The 13,349-nt window shown below is 73.7% G+C and carries 11 protein-coding genes and 2 pseudogenes; 5 read left to right on the forward strand and 8 right to left on the reverse strand.

The annotated features are described in order from the left end of the window. The gene (locus AC3EUJ_RS22250) at positions 1–1,422 is read left to right on the forward strand and encodes a VWA domain-containing protein (RefSeq protein ID WP_431963996.1); all 1,422 of its coding nucleotides are present in this window, start codon (positions 1–3) and stop codon (positions 1,420–1,422) included. On the opposite strand, the gene AC3EUJ_RS22255 is transcribed toward AC3EUJ_RS22250, so the two are convergent. Genes AC3EUJ_RS22255 through AC3EUJ_RS22270 form a run of 4 tightly spaced genes read right to left on the reverse strand, consistent with a single transcriptional unit; the run spans position 1,353 to position 5,624 of the window. After that, positions 1,353–2,660, reverse strand: coding sequence for an adenylosuccinate synthetase (locus AC3EUJ_RS22255; protein WP_431963998.1), 1,308 nt, complete (start codon positions 2,658–2,660; stop codon positions 1,353–1,355). The genes AC3EUJ_RS22250 and AC3EUJ_RS22255 overlap by 70 nt on opposite strands. A 19-nt stretch (positions 2,661–2,679) precedes the next feature. Beyond that, positions 2,680–3,684 carry a hypothetical protein gene (locus tag AC3EUJ_RS22260; RefSeq protein WP_431964000.1) on the reverse strand — a complete coding sequence of 335 codons (1,005 nt, stop codon included), beginning with the start codon at positions 3,682–3,684 and terminating at the stop codon, positions 2,680–2,682. Positions 3,685–3,732: 48 nt separating this feature from the next. Beyond that, positions 3,733–4,749, reverse strand: coding sequence for a molecular chaperone DnaJ (locus AC3EUJ_RS22265; protein ID WP_431964002.1), 1,017 nt, complete (start codon positions 4,747–4,749; stop codon positions 3,733–3,735). After that, complete coding sequence (locus AC3EUJ_RS22270) at positions 4,746–5,624, reverse strand: NUDIX hydrolase (RefSeq protein WP_431964004.1); 879 nt, start codon at positions 5,622–5,624, stop codon at positions 4,746–4,748. Before AC3EUJ_RS22270 ends, AC3EUJ_RS22265 begins: the two co-directional genes overlap by 4 nt. A 251-nt stretch (positions 5,625–5,875) precedes the next feature. Here AC3EUJ_RS22270 and AC3EUJ_RS22275 point away from each other — a divergent pair. The 3 genes and pseudogenes from AC3EUJ_RS22275 to glpK all read left to right on the forward strand — a co-directional run. After that, positions 5,876–6,408, forward strand: a pseudogene (locus AC3EUJ_RS22275) (thiolase C-terminal domain-containing protein); the annotation flags it as partial. Between the two features lie 171 nt (positions 6,409–6,579). Continuing rightward, a pseudogene (locus AC3EUJ_RS22280) lies at positions 6,580–6,681 on the forward strand (aquaporin family protein); the annotation flags it as partial. A gap of 7 nt (positions 6,682–6,688) precedes the next feature. Continuing rightward, complete coding sequence (gene glpK, locus AC3EUJ_RS22285; RefSeq protein ID WP_431964006.1) at positions 6,689–8,245, forward strand: glycerol kinase GlpK; 1,557 nt, start codon at positions 6,689–6,691, stop codon at positions 8,243–8,245. Between the two features lie 33 nt (positions 8,246–8,278). On the opposite strand, the gene AC3EUJ_RS22290 is transcribed toward glpK, so the two are convergent. From AC3EUJ_RS22290 to AC3EUJ_RS22305, 4 genes are all read right to left on the reverse strand, one after another. Further along, positions 8,279–8,884, reverse strand: a complete 606-nt coding sequence (locus AC3EUJ_RS22290) for a GTP-binding protein (protein ID WP_431964008.1) — start codon at positions 8,882–8,884, stop codon at positions 8,279–8,281. A 265-nt stretch (positions 8,885–9,149) separates the two neighbouring features. Further along, the gene (locus AC3EUJ_RS22295; protein ID WP_431964010.1) at positions 9,150–9,542 is read right to left on the reverse strand and encodes a DUF742 domain-containing protein; all 393 of its coding nucleotides are present in this window, start codon (positions 9,540–9,542) and stop codon (positions 9,150–9,152) included. Between the two features lie 10 nt (positions 9,543–9,552). Continuing rightward, positions 9,553–9,975: a roadblock/LC7 domain-containing protein gene (locus AC3EUJ_RS22300; RefSeq protein ID WP_431964012.1), complete on the reverse strand. Its 423-nt coding sequence runs from the start codon at positions 9,973–9,975 to the stop codon at positions 9,553–9,555. After that, positions 9,972–12,545 (reverse strand): sensor histidine kinase, encoded by a 2,574-nt coding sequence (locus AC3EUJ_RS22305; RefSeq protein ID WP_431964014.1) that lies wholly within the window; start codon positions 12,543–12,545, stop codon positions 9,972–9,974. The genes AC3EUJ_RS22300 and AC3EUJ_RS22305 overlap by 4 nt, the downstream gene beginning before the upstream one ends. Before the next feature lie 325 nt (positions 12,546–12,870). On the opposite strand from AC3EUJ_RS22305, the gene AC3EUJ_RS22310 reads away from it, so the two are divergent. Next, on the forward strand, positions 12,871–13,311 hold the full coding sequence (locus tag AC3EUJ_RS22310) for a hypothetical protein (protein WP_431964016.1): 441 nt from the start codon (positions 12,871–12,873) through the stop codon (positions 13,309–13,311). Positions 13,312–13,349 lie beyond the last annotated feature (38 nt).

The raw sequence follows: 13,349 nt of genomic DNA on the forward strand, positions 1-13,349 counted from the left end.
GTGACACCCGAATCCCTCGGAAAAGGCGCCAATCTGCCCGTTCCCGTGCCCGCCGTGCGGGCCGTGCTCGACTGGACCGCGGGTCCCGGCGTGCCCGACGTCGACGCCTCGGCGCTGCTGCTGGGCGGCGACGGACGGGTGCGCTCCGACGCCGACTTCGTGTTCTACAACCAGCCCGCGCACGCCTCCGGCGCCGTGCGGCACGCCGGGAAGCAGACGGGACCCGGGCAGGCCTCGGACGCCCTCGACGTCGACCTGGCCCGCGTGGAGCCGGCCGTGGAGCGGATCGTGCTGTGCGCCTCCGCGGACGGCGGCACCTTCGGTCAGGTGCCGGGGTTGCGGCTGCGGCTGCTGGACGCGCGCAACGGGGCCGTGATCGTGCGGTTCGACATGGCGGCCACGACGGAGACGGCGTTCCTCGGCGGTGAGCTGTACCGGCGCAGCGGGGTCTGGAAGTTCCGCGCCGTCGGGCAGGGCTGGACCTCCGGACTGGCCGGGCTCGCCACGGACTTCGGGATCACCGTCGACGCGCCGCAGCCTCCCGTGGCGCCGGCCGCGCCGCCGCCTTCCCCTCCGGCGCCGCCCTGCCCACGGCCCGCGCTGCCCGTGACGGTGCCGCCTCCCCTTGCCCCTCCCCCGCCGCCGGCCACGCGTCTCACCAAGGGCGAGGAGCACCTGCCTCCCGACATGCGCGAGCGGCTGAGCCTGCGCAAGGAGCAGGTCGCCGTCAGCCTGCGCAAGCACGGTGCGGCGGGCGTCGTGGCGCGCGTGATCCTCGTGCTGGACGCGTCGGGCTCGATGAGCGGCCTGTACGCGCGCGGGGTCGTCGCCGACGTGGTCGAGCGCATGGCGGCGGTCGCGGCCCAGCTGGACGACGACGGCGACATGCAGGCGTGGACCTTCGCCTCGCACTCGGCACGGCTGCCGGACCTGCGGATCGCGGAACTGCCGCTGTGGCTGCGGCTGCACGTCCGGGTGGGCGAACTGAGCCTGTTCGGCCGTCCCAAGAAGCCCCGGCACGGGCTGCAGCCGGGCCAGGTCGACATGCGGTTCGTCGGCATCCAGAACGAGGAGCAGAAGGTCATCGCCGAGGTCCGGGCCTTCGTGCGGGCGTACCCGACGGCGGCACCGACGCTGGTGCTGTTCTTCTCCGACGGCGGCGTCTACCGCAACGCCCAGATCGAGCAGCAGCTGCGGGAGGCGGTGGAGGAGCCGGTGTTCTGGCAGTTCGTCGGACTGGGACGGGCCGACTACGGGGTGCTGGAGCGCTTCGACACCCTGCCGGGCCGGCGCGTGGACAACGTCGGCTTCTTCGCCGTCGACGACATCGCCACCGTGCCGGACGCGGAGCTCTACGACCGGATCCTCTCCGAGTTCCCGTCCTGGATGACGGCCGCGCGGCAGGCCGGGATCCTGCGCTGAACCTCCCGCTTGTCGGCGGCCGTCGGGCCGTGGGACTCCAGGACGACCGGTGCGCCGAGGGCGTCGCCGATCGCCTGCGACCAGGCGCCCGGATCGGGGCCGGGCACGTCCCAGCGGGCCGGGCGGGCCGTCAGCAGCCGTTCGGTGAGGGCGGCCTGGCGGCCGAGGTCCCCGGGCGGGGCGGTGGGCAGCCGCGTCTCGCCGGTGTCGTACGCGCGGACCAGCCGCAGCTGCGGGCAGCGGCGGGGCGCGTCCAGGTGGGTGACGGCGAGGGCGTCCACACCGCCGCAGGCCTCGACGGCGTAGCGGTGGGCGACGGCGTCGAAGTGGCCGGTGCGGAAGGCACCCTGCCAGGGGCCGTGGTCGTTGTGCGGTTCGGGCAGCAGCGGGGCGAGTTCCCGGTCCTCGGTGACGTGCGGTCCCGGGCCGTGCCGGGTGGTGTACGTCCGTACGACGCCGAGCCGGCGGGCCTGCCGGCCGGCTTCCGCCAGCAGGGTCTCGGCATTGGCGAAGGTGGTCGTGGACCAGGTGGTGTACGGGTGGAAGCCGTGCCACTCGTCCAGGAGCACGCCCTGGGCGCCCTCGAGGACGACCGCGCCCTCGCGCAGGACGCGGGCGAGGTGGCCGTCGCCGGTGAGGGTGACGGCGCGGGCGAAGGCGGTGAGGGCGTCGGCGCAGTCCTCGGGCGGTGGGGCGGGCAGGCGCCGGCCGAACTCGTCGGCCAGGCGGTCGCGCAGCAGGCGCAGCTTGCGCAGCAGCCGGGGGCGTGAGGCGCAGTCCCCCGCGGTGGGGGCCTCCTCCGGGTGGGCGAGGGCGTAGGCGGCGGTCTCGCCGATGCCCATGCCGCACGAACCATGGCGGGCCGCTCCCCGTGCCTGCTCCCGCAGCCGGTTGGCGGCGGCGTGGTACGGGGTGGTGAGGCGCGCCGCGCGGTCGACGCTGAGAAAGGCGTACGGGGCGGTGACCCCGAGGGTGGTGAGGTGGTCTGCCTCGGCGGCCAGCGCGAGGGGGTCCACCAGCATGAAACGGGACAGGTGGGTGGGGACGCCCTGGAGGGTGCCGGAGCCGAACTGGGCGAAGGTGTGGTGGCGTCCGTCGGTGGTGACGACGTTGTGCGCCGCTTGGGCTCCGCCGTTGAAGCGGACCACCGCGCGAACCGGCCCGCTCGCGCAGAGCCGGTCCACGACGGTGCCCTTGCCGGCGTCGCCGTAGCCGAGGTCGACGACGATGGTGTGCACGGGGTCCTCCGGGAAGGGCCTACAGGCGGGTGGTGCCGGTGGCGGAGTCGCCGCCGGCGCCGGAGCCGTCGATCAGGGGCGTGTCCGTCACCGCGACGGGCGCTCGGTCGCGGTCGAGGGCGGCCAGGGCCTTGCCGACGGTGCCGGTGGCGGTGGAGCCGAGGTCTGCGAGGTCGTCGAGGCCCTCGGCGAGGTCGATGGCCTCCTCGCCGAGCCCGATGGTGACGGCGATGGTCTCGCAGACGGCGTCGAGGTCGTCGAGCTCGATTACGTTCTGGCCGAGGAGTCCCCGCCAGGTGCCCAGGACCTCGGTGTTGCCGACGTAGGAGGAGCCCGCCGGGAGGATGTAGTAGACGTCGAACTTCTGCTTGAGCTCCGCGACGATCCGCGTGACCGGGATGTCCTCGGCGAGGTCCTCGCCGAGGACGTCGCGCACCTCGCGGGCCTTGACCTTGCCGTAGGGCAGCTCGTCGCCGATCAGGAAGAGGTAGCCGCGGCGGCCGCGCTTCTCGTGGCAGTCGAGCGAGGTGTGCCGGGCCATCGCGTACAGGGCGAGCTCGTAGGACTCGGTCATCTGTCCGCCGCCCCCGCCCTCGAGCAGGATGTTGCCGAGGTCGTCGTCCATGCGGTTGTCAGACTCGAACTGACCCAGCTGGAGCGGGACCCGGTCGCAGGTGGCGTCGCCGACCGCGCCGAAGAGGATCTGCGGGTGCTCGGTGTAGCCCTTGCGCAGGAGCAGGCCGAAGAGCTCGGGGAGCTTGGTCTGCAGGACCTGCGGGACGGTGCGCATGGATCCGGTGACGTCGAACAGGACGGCGATGGCGAGCGAGGTGGGGTGCTCGTCGGAGTCGCGGCTCTCGCGGACGCCGATGCCCTTCGGGTCGAGCGAGGGGTGCGCGGTCCAGGAACCGCGCGGCGCGGACGAGGTGACGCGGTCACTGTAGGCGAAGGCGCCGGCGCCGCTGGCGGCGCGATAGCGCGCGGCGGCGTCGTAGACGTTGGTGGACCAGCTTCCGCTGCCCATGGTGGTTCCCCCTTGGTGTCGGGTGTTTCGGGTGTCGGGTGTGCGGTGTCAGGTGTCGGTGCCCGGCATGGTGAACGGGCGGAAGGTGCGCGGGCCGTAGAGGCGTTCCAGGACGTCGTCGAGCTCCGCGAGCAGCCGCCACGCGTCGTGCGGGCGTCGGGACCCGGACGGGAGCGTGCAGCCGCGGAGGAAGGCGCTCAGCGGGCGTGGCGCGCGGTCCCCCATCAGCTGCCCGACGCAGCGCGAGGCGAGGTGGATGTCGGTGGCCTCGGTGGCGGGGCGCCGGCCGGTGACCTCGGGCGGGTAGAGGGGGCGGTGCCGCTCCACGAGGGCGGGGACGGTCGCGCCGCGGTCGGTGGAGTAGCACCAGTCGACCAGAACGAGGCCGTGCTGTGCGGGGTGGATGAGGACGTGTTCGGGCAGCACGGCGCCGTGGACGACGCCGGCGCGGTGCGCCCAGCCGAGGGCGGCCAGCAGGCGGCGCCACATCCAGGCGGCGTCGCGCGGGTCGAGGCCGCCGGGGTGGAGGGCGTGGACCTCGGCGAGGGTGTGGAAACCGCGCAGCCGCTGGAGCGCGTTGACACGGCGTTCGGTGCCGTCGGGGCCGCGGTGGCGGAAGGACTCCGTCAGGCGGGGCGCGTAGGCGCGGTGCCGGGCGTCGGCGACGGTGTGCAGCCGGGTGAGGGCGCGGGCTTCCCGCTCCATCAGGTCGTTGTCGACGGGCCGCCGCGGGATCTTCAGTACGGTGCCGGGGCCGGCGGCGCGCAGCACGGCGAGGTCGCCCTCGGCGAGGACGGGCCCCAGCCGGTACACACCGCGGGCGGTGGTGAGGGCCGGACCGTCGCCCGTGTGCGGCCGCCACAGGGCGGTGAGGCGGACGAAGGCGGCCGCGGCCTCGTCCGCGCGGCCGGGCGGGGCGGTGTCGGGGTGGAGCAGCCGGGCCAGCCGGCGGTAGTGCCGGGCGGCCTCACCGGCGTCGGCCGGGAAGGGCCGGCCGAGGGCGGCCAGGGCGCCGTCGAAGGTGCGGACGCGGTATGCGGACGCGGATCGCGTCGTGGCGGTCATCGGACACTGTCCTCACGGTCGGGGCGGAGCAGTGCGGGGTGCAGGAGGCGGGCGTCGCCGGCGCGGTAGAGCCGGGCCCTGGGGCCGCCCTTGGAGCCGCCGCGGCCGACGGTGGTGCCGGTGGACTCGACGAAGCCCGGCACCGACAGCACCTTGCGGTGGAAGTTCCCGGCGTGCAGCGTGCGGCCCCAGACCGCCTCGTAGACCGAGCGGAGCTCGGTGATGGTGAACTCCTCGCCGAGGAAGGCGGTGGCCAGGGGGGTGTACTCGATCTTGGCGCGGGCCCGGTCGAGTCCTTCGGCAAGGATCGTGCCGTGGTCGAAGGCGAGGTCGGCGCTGATGCCTGGCGTCTGGCCGGACCGGCGGCCGGAACCACCCCCGTGGATCCCGGCCGGCCGGTCCTGCTCCTTGGGACGCGCGGTGACGGCGTCCGGGTTCCCCTGCGGTGCCAGGGCCCCGACGGGGACCCACTCGGCCGCCGCGGCGTCGCTGCCGGCCCGCGCCTCGGGCAGGTCCGGGGCGAAGGCGAGGTAGGCGACGGAGACGACGTGCATGCGCGGGTCCCGGTCGGGACGGCCATAGGAGCCGAGCTGTTCGAGGTGGACGCGGCCGAGGCCGCGTGCCGCGTCGAGCCCGGTTTCCTCGGCCAGTTCGCGGGCCGCCGCCTCGTCCAGGGACTCGTGGCCGGCGTGGACGAAACCGCCGGGCAGCGCCCAGGCACCCTCGTAGGGCGGGCCGCCACGGCGCACCAGCAGGACGTGAAGGCCACCTTGACGCAGCGTCAGCGCGACGACGTCGACGGTCACGGCGATGGGCTCGAAGGCGCGCGGGTCGTAAGCGGCGAGGAACGCGTCCTCGCCCTGCCGGTCTGCCATCGTGCGCCACCCCTGCCCAGTTGTTCTCACTTCGAGTATTTCTCGTTTCGAGAAAAACCTAGCAGCCGGCACCGACACCGTCCACAGCGTTTCGCCGCCGGCCGGCCCGTGGGCCGCCGCTGACGAGCCGTCAGATCGGAGGAAGGGACGGGCATGGCACGGTCACGGAGACCCGTGCCGGCGCGCCGGTTCACGCAGGACACGGCGGACGGGGACTTCCGGTTGCTCGGCACCGGTGCCGCTGCTGCCGTCTGCGCTTCGCCCGGCTCCGCGCGACGGCCGATCCGGTGCGGATCCGCGCCGTCTCCACCATCGCGCGGTCCATCAGCACGGTGCCCGACCTCCCCGGCAGCGCCACCGACTCATCGACCGCCGCCAGCCCACCGCGAGGCCTCCACCGGCTTCCCGGCGTCCGGTCGTCCGCGCCGCGTACGAGGAGGCCGGCATCGGTCCGGGGGACCTGGACCGGGCGGAGGTGTACGACCTGTCGACCGCACTGGAACCGGACTGGTACGAGGACCTGGGCCTGTGCCCGCCGGGCGGGGCGGTGGAGCCGCTGCGCGACGGGGCCACGTCGCCCGGGGGGATTCCGGTCGATCCCAGCGGGGGCCTGCCCTCCTCCTTCGGGGAGGCCGCGCCCGCCCAGGCGCTCGCCCATGCGTGCGAGCTCAACTGGCGGTGGCGCGGCCTGCCGGGCCCCCGGCAGGTGAGCGGGGCCCGCGTGGGGGTGACGGCGAACCAGGCCCTGTCCGGGCACGGCTCGTCGGTGGTCGTAATCAGGTGATCTGTCCGATACCTTGACGCTCCATCACCCCGGGACAACACTTCCGGGTGGCGCGGAGGCCGGTCGGGAGGAGGGACCTCCGTACCCGCGTCCGCGTGCGCTTTTCCCTGGCGGCGCATGCCCGACACGTGCGCTTGCGCGAAGGAGCCGTCATGTATTCCAACGGAGACGTCAAAGGGCACCTCCGACTGGGCGTACGCCTGGATCCCGGTGGCCGGTCCGCTGATCGGCGGGGCCCTGTCCGGTCTCATCTACAACGTCGCGTTCAAGTGAGGCGGTCATGACCGATACGTCCGGCACGGCGACCCGATACGTGGCCGCCGTCGACCAGGGAACTACCTCCAGCCGCTGCATCATCTTCGACTCCGACGGGTCGATCGTGGCGCTGGACCAGCGCGAGCACCGCCAGATCTTCCCCAAGCCGGGCTGGGTGGAGCACGACGCCACCGAGATCTGGGCCAAGGTGCAGGCCGTGGTGGCGGGCGCGCTCGCCAAGGCCCGGCTGCGCGCGGATCAGCTCAGCGCGCTCGGCATCACCAACCAGCGCGAGACGACCGTGCTGTGGGACCGCACCACCGGCCGCCCGGTGCACAACGCGATCGTCTGGCAGGACACCCGTACCGCCGCGCTGTGCGACCGGCTCGGCGGCCAGGACGGCCAGGACCGCTTCCGCGAGTCCACCGGCCTGCCACTGGCCAGCTACTTCTCCGGCCCCAAGGCGGCCTGGCTGCTGGACAACGTGCCGGGGCTGCGCCGCCGCGCGGAGAACGGCGAGATCGCCTTCGGCACCATCGACTCCTGGCTGATCTGGAACCTGACGGGCGGGACCGAGGGCGGCGTGCACGTCACGGACGTCACCAACGCGAGCCGTACGATGCTGATGAACCTGGAGTCGCTGGAGTGGGACCGGGCGATCCTCGCCGCGATGAACGTCCCCGAGGCGCTCCTCCCGCAGATCCGCTCCTCCGCCGAGGTGTACGGCACGGCTGTCGGCCAGCTGGGCGGCGTGCCCGTGGCCTCGGCCCTCGGCGACCAGCAGGCCGCGGTCTTCGGCCAGGCCTGCTACGGGACGGGCGACGCCAAGAACACGTACGGAACGGGCAGCTTCCTGCTGCTCAACACCGGGAACCGGCCCGTGCCGTCGAAGAACGGCCTGCTGACCACGGTGGGCTACCGGCTGGGCGGGGAAGCGCCGGTCTACTGCCTGGAGGGGTCGATCGCCGTCACGGGCGCCCTGGTGCAGTGGTTCCGCGACAGCCTCGGCATCATCAGCGCGACGGACGAGATCGAGGCCCTGGCGGCGAGCGTCCCGGACAACGGCGGCGCGTACATCGTCCCCGCCTTCTCCGGGCTCTTCGCCCCGTACTGGCGCTCCGACGCGCGCGGCGTGATCACCGGCCTCACCCGGTACGTCACCAAGGCCCACCTGGCGCGGGCGGTGCTGGAGGCGACCAGTTGGCAGACCCGCGAGGTCGTCGACGCGATGTACCAGGACTCCGGCGTGCACATCACCGGGCTCAAGGTCGACGGTGGCATGACGGCCAACAACCTGCTGATGCAGCACCAGGCGGACGTGCTGGGCGTGCCCGTGGTGCGGCCCCGGATCTCGGAGACCACGGCCCTGGGCGCGGCCTACGCCGCGGGGCTCGCCACCGGCGTGTGGGACGGGCTGGACACGCTCAGGGCGCACTGGCGCAAGGACGCCGAGTGGCAGCCGCGGATGGACGAGAAGACCCGTGAGAAGGAGTACCGCCGCTGGAAGAAGGCGGTCGAGCGGAGCTTCGGCTGGCAGGACGACGAGGAGGACGAGGACCCCGCGCCGGCGGACGGGAACTGACGGCCCGCCCCGCCCGCGCCCGCGGCGCGCGGCTCAGTTGGCGGCGGCCGCCCGGCGGTCGCCGGCCACCTGGGCCGCGTGCTCGACCACGGTGATCAGCACCTTCTTCGCCGAGGCGCGGTCCCGCGCGTCGCACATCACCAGCGGCACCTCGGGGTCGAGGTCGAGCGCGTCGCGCACCGTCTCGGCCGGGTGCCGCTCGGCCCCGTCGAAGATGTTGACGGCCACGGCGAAGGGGATGCCGCGGCGCTCGAAATAGTCGACCGCGGAGAAGCAGTCCTCCAGGCGCCGGGTGTCCGCGAGGACGACCGCACCCAGGGCACCTTGCGCCAGCTCGTCCCACAGGAACCAGAAGCGGTCCTGGCCCGGCGTGCCGAACAGGTAGAGCACCAGGTCGTCGCGGAGGGTGATCCGGCCGAAGTCCATGGCCACGGTGGTGGTGCGCTTGGCCTCGACGCCCGCGGTGTCGTCGACGGGCCGCCCGGCCTCGCTGAGCGTCTCCTCGGTGCGCAGCGGACGGATCTCGCTGACCGCGCCGACAAGCGTGGTCTTACCCACGCCGAAGCCGCCCGCCACCAGGATCTTCAGCGTGACGGGCTCGACGGGGGAAGGACGGCGTTCAGAGCGTCCGAAGGCCATGACTCACTCCTCCGGTCGTGCCGTTTACACAGGTCAGAGGCATCCTGGGTCCTAGGGACTGCGTCGCGGGATCAGCTGTGGCAGTGGAACATTACTACGATGCGAGCGGGCAATTGGCAGTGGTCCACGGGCCGTTACCCGTCAGCGGCCCCACCCGGCGGTCGCGCGGCGCCCCTCGTGGCGGCCCCTCGTGGCGGCCCCTCGGTCCGGGCCCGGGAGCCCGGCGGCACCGGCGTGACGGTGCCCGCGGGGCTCCCGGGCGGGTTCACAGCGCGCGCAGGCCGTCGATCACGTCGCGGAGCAGCCCCGCGTCGGGCAGCTCCGCCGGCGGGACGGGCCGGGTGACGTGGACCAGCCCGGCCTCCAGGACGTCGCCGATGAGCACCCTGACGACGCCCACGGGCAGGTCGAGGTCGGCCGCCAGCTCGGCGACCGACATCGGCTGCTCCTGGCACAGCTCGACGATGTCGAGGTGCTCGGGCGACAGGGTGCGGTCGACGTCCGCGTCGTCGTCCGCGGTGCGGGACTCGGCGACGACCAGGGCGATCAGGTCGAGCCGGGCTTCCGCGGCGTGGCTGGTACGGCCGCGCGTCATGGCGTAGGGCCGCACCACGGGCCCGGCGTCGTCGTCGTACCAGCGGTCCGCTTCGGAAGTCATGACGTTCCCGTCACACCGCCTGCGGCGCGTCGTCGTCGGTGCGCGGGGCGGTCGCGAGGTGCACGCCCACCCGCTTCACCAGCAGCGCCATCTCGTAGGCGACCTGACCGACGTCGGAGTCGGCGTCGGCGAGCACGGCCAGGCAGCTGCCGTCACCCGCGGCGGTGACGAACAGGAAGGCCTCGTCCAGCTCCACGAGGGTCTGCCGGACCTTGCCGGCCTCGAAGTGCCGTCCGACGCCCTTGGCGAGGCTGTGGAAGCCGGAGGCGACGGCGGCGAGGTGCTCGGCGTCCTCACGGGTGAGGCCCTCGGACGCGCCGGTGGCCAGGCCGTCGCTGGAGAGCACCAGCGCCTTGCGGATGCTGGCCACGCGGCCGACCAGTTCGTCGAGAAGCCAGCTGAGCTCGCGGGTCGGGCTCGATGGTGCGGTCATGGACCGTTCCCCTCCGTGGTGGATCCGGTTGTGCTGCCGCCCGCTCGCTCCGCCGGGTCGGTTCCCGGGCGGTCGGCGGGGCGGACGTCGTCGGTGCCGTCGGTGCCGAGGTCGTCGGCGGTGTCCGCGCGGCCGCGCAGCCATCCGCGCTGCAGTGAGGCCATGCGGTCGCGCACCTCCTCGGGCGAGCGCTCGTCCCCGCCGTCGCCGTCCGCGCCGCCGGTGGCGGCGGTGCGTGTCCGGGTGGTGGTGGAGTCGCTGCGCAGCTGCGGGGCGAGGCTGGCCTGGCGGACCCGCCGAGGCAGTCCGGCGGCGGGTCCGGGCTCCTCCCCCGGTGCGGGCTCGGCGGGCGGGGGCGCCTCGCCGACCGGGCGGCCGTTCTCGGCGACCAGGACCGGGGTGCGGCGGCGGCGCGGCAGGATCGTGGGCGCGTCGCCCGGTGCGGCGTCGCGTGCGGCCGCCGGCGCCGGCTTCCCTTCGGTCGCGGGGAGGTGCGGCCGGTGCTCGCGCGGCTCGTCGTCCGGCTCCGGGACCAGGCCCCACTGGCGGAAGCTGTGCTCGGTGGCGGCCGGCATGGGTGCGACCCGCGGCTCGTCCCGCTCGGACGGCGCTCCTGTCTCCGCGGCGGCGGTCTTTGCGGCGGCCTCGCCCTGGGGCACCTCCGGCTGGTCCTCGCCGGACTCGTCGAACAACGACGCCGGGACGAGCACCACGGCCGTGGTGCCGCCGTACGGGGACTGGCGCAGCGAGACGCGGACGCCCTGACGCTGGGCGAGCCGGCTGACGACGAACAGGCCGAGCCGGTCGGTGTCGGAGAGCTCGAACTCGGGGGTCTCGGTGAGGCGGAGGTTGGCCTCCAGCATGGCGTCGGGGGTGAGACCGAGGCCGCGGTCGTCGATCTCCAGGACGAAGCCGTTGGCGACGGACTCGCCGTGCACCTGGACGCTCGTGTGCGGGGGCGAGAAAACGGTGGCGTTCTCGATGAGTTCGGCGATGAGGTGGGTGAGGTCGGCGACGGCGTGGCCGGCGACGGCGAGCCGCGGCAGCCGGCGCACGTCGACCCGCTCGTAGTCCTCGACCTCGGCGACGGCCGCCCGAACCACGTCCATCAGCTGCACCGGCTTGCGCCACTGCCGGGACGGCACGGCGCCGGAGAGGATCACCAGGCCCTCGGCGTGGCGGCGCATGCGGGTGGTCATGTGGTCGAGGCGGAAGAGGTCGGCGAGTTCCTGCGGGTCCTCGGTGCGCCGCTCCATGGTGTCCAGCAGGGTGAGCTGGCGGTGCAGCAGCACCTGGCTGCGGCGGGCGAGGTTCACGAAGACCTCGGAGACGCCGCGGCGCATCTCGGCCTGGCGCACGGCGGCCTCGACGGCCGCCCGTTGCAGGGTGTTGACGGCCTTGCCGACCTGGCCGACCTCGTCGTCGGGGTAGTCCAGCCGCGGCGCCTCGGTCTCGACGTCGACCTCCTCGCCCGCGGCGAGACGGCGCATGACGCGCGGCAGGCGGGTGCCGGAGACCTCCTGCGCCTCCTTGCGGAGCCGGGACAGGTCGCGGATCAGGCTGCGGCCGATGCGTATGGAGACGATGACGGAGGCGGCGACCGCGACCAGGCCGAGGCCACCGGCGACCGCGGCGACGGCGACCAGCCGCATGCCGATCGGTTCGGCGCGCTTCTTGTGCAGGTCGCCGGCCTCGACGCCCATGCGGTCGAGGTCGGTCAGCGCTGTGGTGGCCGTGGTCTGCCAGGACACACGGTCGGCGGCCCGGGGGGCGCCGGACGCGCCGGCGGAGATGACCGCGTCCTCGGCGGCGCGCAGGGCGCGGCCGGAGGGCCCTGCCCAGTAGGCGTCGTAGATCGCGCGCTCGTCGTCGGTCAGCAGGTGGAGGTTGTCGGCGTAGTAGGCACGCTGCTCGGCGACGGCGAAGGTGAAGGAGCGCATCTCGGGGGCACTCATGCGGCCCGCCGCGATGGCCGCCACCATGAGGGCGTCCTCCTGGCTGATCGCCTCACGGGCCCGGGTGACCTGGATGAGGGCGCGGCCCTGCTTGTCGATGGCGACATTGTTGAGCGGGTTCAGCGAGTCCAGGAACGCGTAGGCCGGATCGAAGAGGCCGCTGTACGCGCCGAAGGCGTCGTTGCGGCTGATGGCGCCCTTGCCGACCTTGCCGCGCAGCGTCTCCAGGCCGCCGAACCCGCGGACGACCAGGTCGAGCCGGCGCAGCGCGTCGGGGGCCAGCCGTTCCCGGTTGGCGCCGGAGGCCGCGTTGCCGCGCAGCCGCGCGATCACCTTGTCCGTCTCGCGCTCCCGGGCCAGCAGGGTGCCACGAGCGTCGGACCGTCGAGGATCGGCCAAGTAGAGCATGGCGGAACGGCGTTCCTGCTGGAGCGCCTGGATGCTGTCCTCGACCGGGTACCCGAGTGCGTTGACGGTCTGCTCGATGCCGAAGAGGCCCCAGACCTGACGCCCGGTCAAGGTCGCGGCGAAGGCCCAGATGGCCGTGAGGGACACCAGCGGAATGAGCAGCAGTGCCACGATCTTCCGCCGGATCGTCGTACCGCGAAAGCGCATGGCCTCCCCAACGTCAAACCCGGTCAAGGGCTGTCGTGTTCCGACTGCAAACGGCGCGAGCCTACTACTGCCCGATGACCAATCCGAAAGCCCTCCTTCCGCCCTTGCCCCGGGACGACCCGATTCGTGCGAATGAACAGCCGGCACGGCTGGCCGAAATGCACCGCACAGGGAACCCGCGGGGCCTCTCCGTCGTAAGAACAGGAGGGGAGGGGCGCTCCGGAATGCGGAGGGCATTCATCGGCGGAAACCGGGCAGCCACTCTGGAGTCGGACATCGGGGATCCGGCGCCGCATCACCGGTATCCCGCAGGGGAGCGGATTTCATGGACGACCTTGTAGAGGACGCACTGGATCGCGACATTCCGCCGCGCAGGACCCGGCGGCCGTTGTGGGTCGAGGAGCCCATGGGACGACCGCGCATGCCCGACCCGGTGCGCCGGGCGGCCGTGCGGGCCGGGCTCGTCGTCTCGCTGACATTGATCGCCGCGGTGATCGCCATGCTGGGGGCGGCCGGGAAGTCCTGGCTCGCGGCGCCGGCGACGCTCACCGCCATAGCCTTCGCCGTCGTCGCCACCTGGGCGGTGCTGGACGTGTGGATCACCCGCCAGGTCTGGAACCAGCGCAACGGCGTGGTGTCCAGTCCGAGCAGCGCGGCCCGCAGGCTGCGCCGCGAGCGCCGGCGGGAACGACGGCGGGCCCGGGCCGCGGCCCGCGGCGCCGCCCGCCGCCGGCACCTGCCGGGCACCGACGCCCGTACCGCCTGACCGGCGCCGCCTCCAGGGCCCGGACGGCCCTGGAGGCG

Source organism: Actinacidiphila sp. bgisy160, assembly GCF_057707815.1.

Excerpts from the sequence above, each read along its gene's own strand:
- AC3EUJ_RS22260 (WP_431964000.1), bottom strand. The coding sequence starts at position 3,684 with ATGGGCAGCGGAAGCTGGTCCACCAACGTCTACGACGCCGCCGCGCGC.
- AC3EUJ_RS22265 (WP_431964002.1), bottom strand. The coding sequence starts at position 4,749 with ATGACCGCCACGACGCGATCCGCGTCCGCATACCGCGTCCGCACCTTC.
- AC3EUJ_RS22270 (WP_431964004.1), bottom strand. The coding sequence starts at position 5,624 with ATGGCAGACCGGCAGGGCGAGGACGCGTTCCTCGCCGCTTACGACCCG.
- glpK (WP_431964006.1), top strand. The coding sequence starts at position 6,689 with ATGACCGATACGTCCGGCACGGCGACCCGATACGTGGCCGCCGTCGAC.
- AC3EUJ_RS22290 (WP_431964008.1), bottom strand. The coding sequence starts at position 8,884 with ATGGCCTTCGGACGCTCTGAACGCCGTCCTTCCCCCGTCGAGCCCGTC.
- AC3EUJ_RS22295 (WP_431964010.1), bottom strand. The coding sequence starts at position 9,542 with ATGACTTCCGAAGCGGACCGCTGGTACGACGACGACGCCGGGCCCGTG.
- AC3EUJ_RS22300 (WP_431964012.1), bottom strand. The coding sequence starts at position 9,975 with ATGACCGCACCATCGAGCCCGACCCGCGAGCTCAGCTGGCTTCTCGAC.
- AC3EUJ_RS22305 (WP_431964014.1), bottom strand. The coding sequence starts at position 12,545 with ATGCGCTTTCGCGGTACGACGATCCGGCGGAAGATCGTGGCACTGCTG.
- AC3EUJ_RS22310 (WP_431964016.1), top strand. The coding sequence starts at position 12,871 with ATGGACGACCTTGTAGAGGACGCACTGGATCGCGACATTCCGCCGCGC.